This window comes from Alistipes provencensis (assembly GCF_900083545.1).
Lineage (GTDB): Bacteria > Bacteroidota > Bacteroidia > Bacteroidales > Rikenellaceae > Alistipes > Alistipes provencensis.
This window is the reverse complement of record NZ_LT559258.1, coordinates 1-957: the sequence shown is the minus strand read 5'-3', so window position 1 is coordinate 957 and position 957 is coordinate 1. Positions and strand designations below refer to the sequence as shown.

Sequence of the window (957 nt, the reverse complement as noted above, 5' to 3'; positions counted from 1 at the left end):
GCGCGCGCCGGCATGCGTTCGGTGGGCATCGGGGGCAGCCCCCTGCTCGCGGGGGCGACGATGCAGTTGGACGGTTTCGAAGGATTTACGTTTGAAATGTTATGCAGAGAAATAGACTGAACCTTGTCATAGACCCTTGGCGGATCGCCGAGGCCGATTTCGATCCCGCACGGGTCGAAGCCGCCGAATCGCTCTTCGCACTGGGCAACGGCGTCATGGGCGGCCGCGCCAATTTCGAGGAGCGCTACTCGGGCCCTTCGCTTCAGGGCAACTACATCGGCGGGGTCTATTACCCCGACAAGACGCGCGTGGGGTGGTGGAAGAACGGCTACCCGGAGTATTTCGCCAAGGTGCTCAACGCGGCCTTCTGGATCGGGGTCGATGTCGGGGTCGACGGCGAACCGCTCGATCTGGCGACGGTCGCGGTGAAGGACTTTTACCGCGAGCTGGACATGCGCCGCTCGGTGCTGACGCGCCGCATGACGGTCACGATGCGCAGCGGCGTCGAAATCTCGGTCGAGGTTGTCCGCTTCCTGCCGCTTCCGCGCCGCGAACTGGGTGTCATCCGATATGCCGTCACGCCGCTGAACCGTGCCGCCGAGATCACCTTTTCGCCCCATATCGACGCCGACGTGCGCAACGCCGACGCCAATTACGACGAGAAATTCTGGGAGCCGGTCGCAACCGATGCCGACGTCACGCAGAGCCGCACCCGCAAGAGCGGTTTCGAAGCCGCGTGGGCGCAGGCCGTGGAGCTCGAAGGCGCGGAATTTCGTTGTGAGACACAACCCGAGAAGGTCCGCCATACCGCCACGGTGCGCTGCGACAAGGGCCGGACCGCTACATTATATAAATATGCGGGCATCTGCTCGTCGCTCAACCACGCTCCTGCGGACCTCGCGGCCGCTGCGCGCGCCGTCGCCGCCGACGGCCTGCGGACGGGCTTCGACGCCCTGC

The 957-nt window shown here is 64.9% G+C and carries 1 pseudogene; it reads left to right on the top strand.

Features of this window, described 5'->3' with window-relative positions:
• Positions 1-101 precede the first annotated feature (101 nt).
• Positions 102-957, top strand: a pseudogene (locus tag BN5935_RS00005) (glycoside hydrolase family 65 protein); the annotation flags it as partial.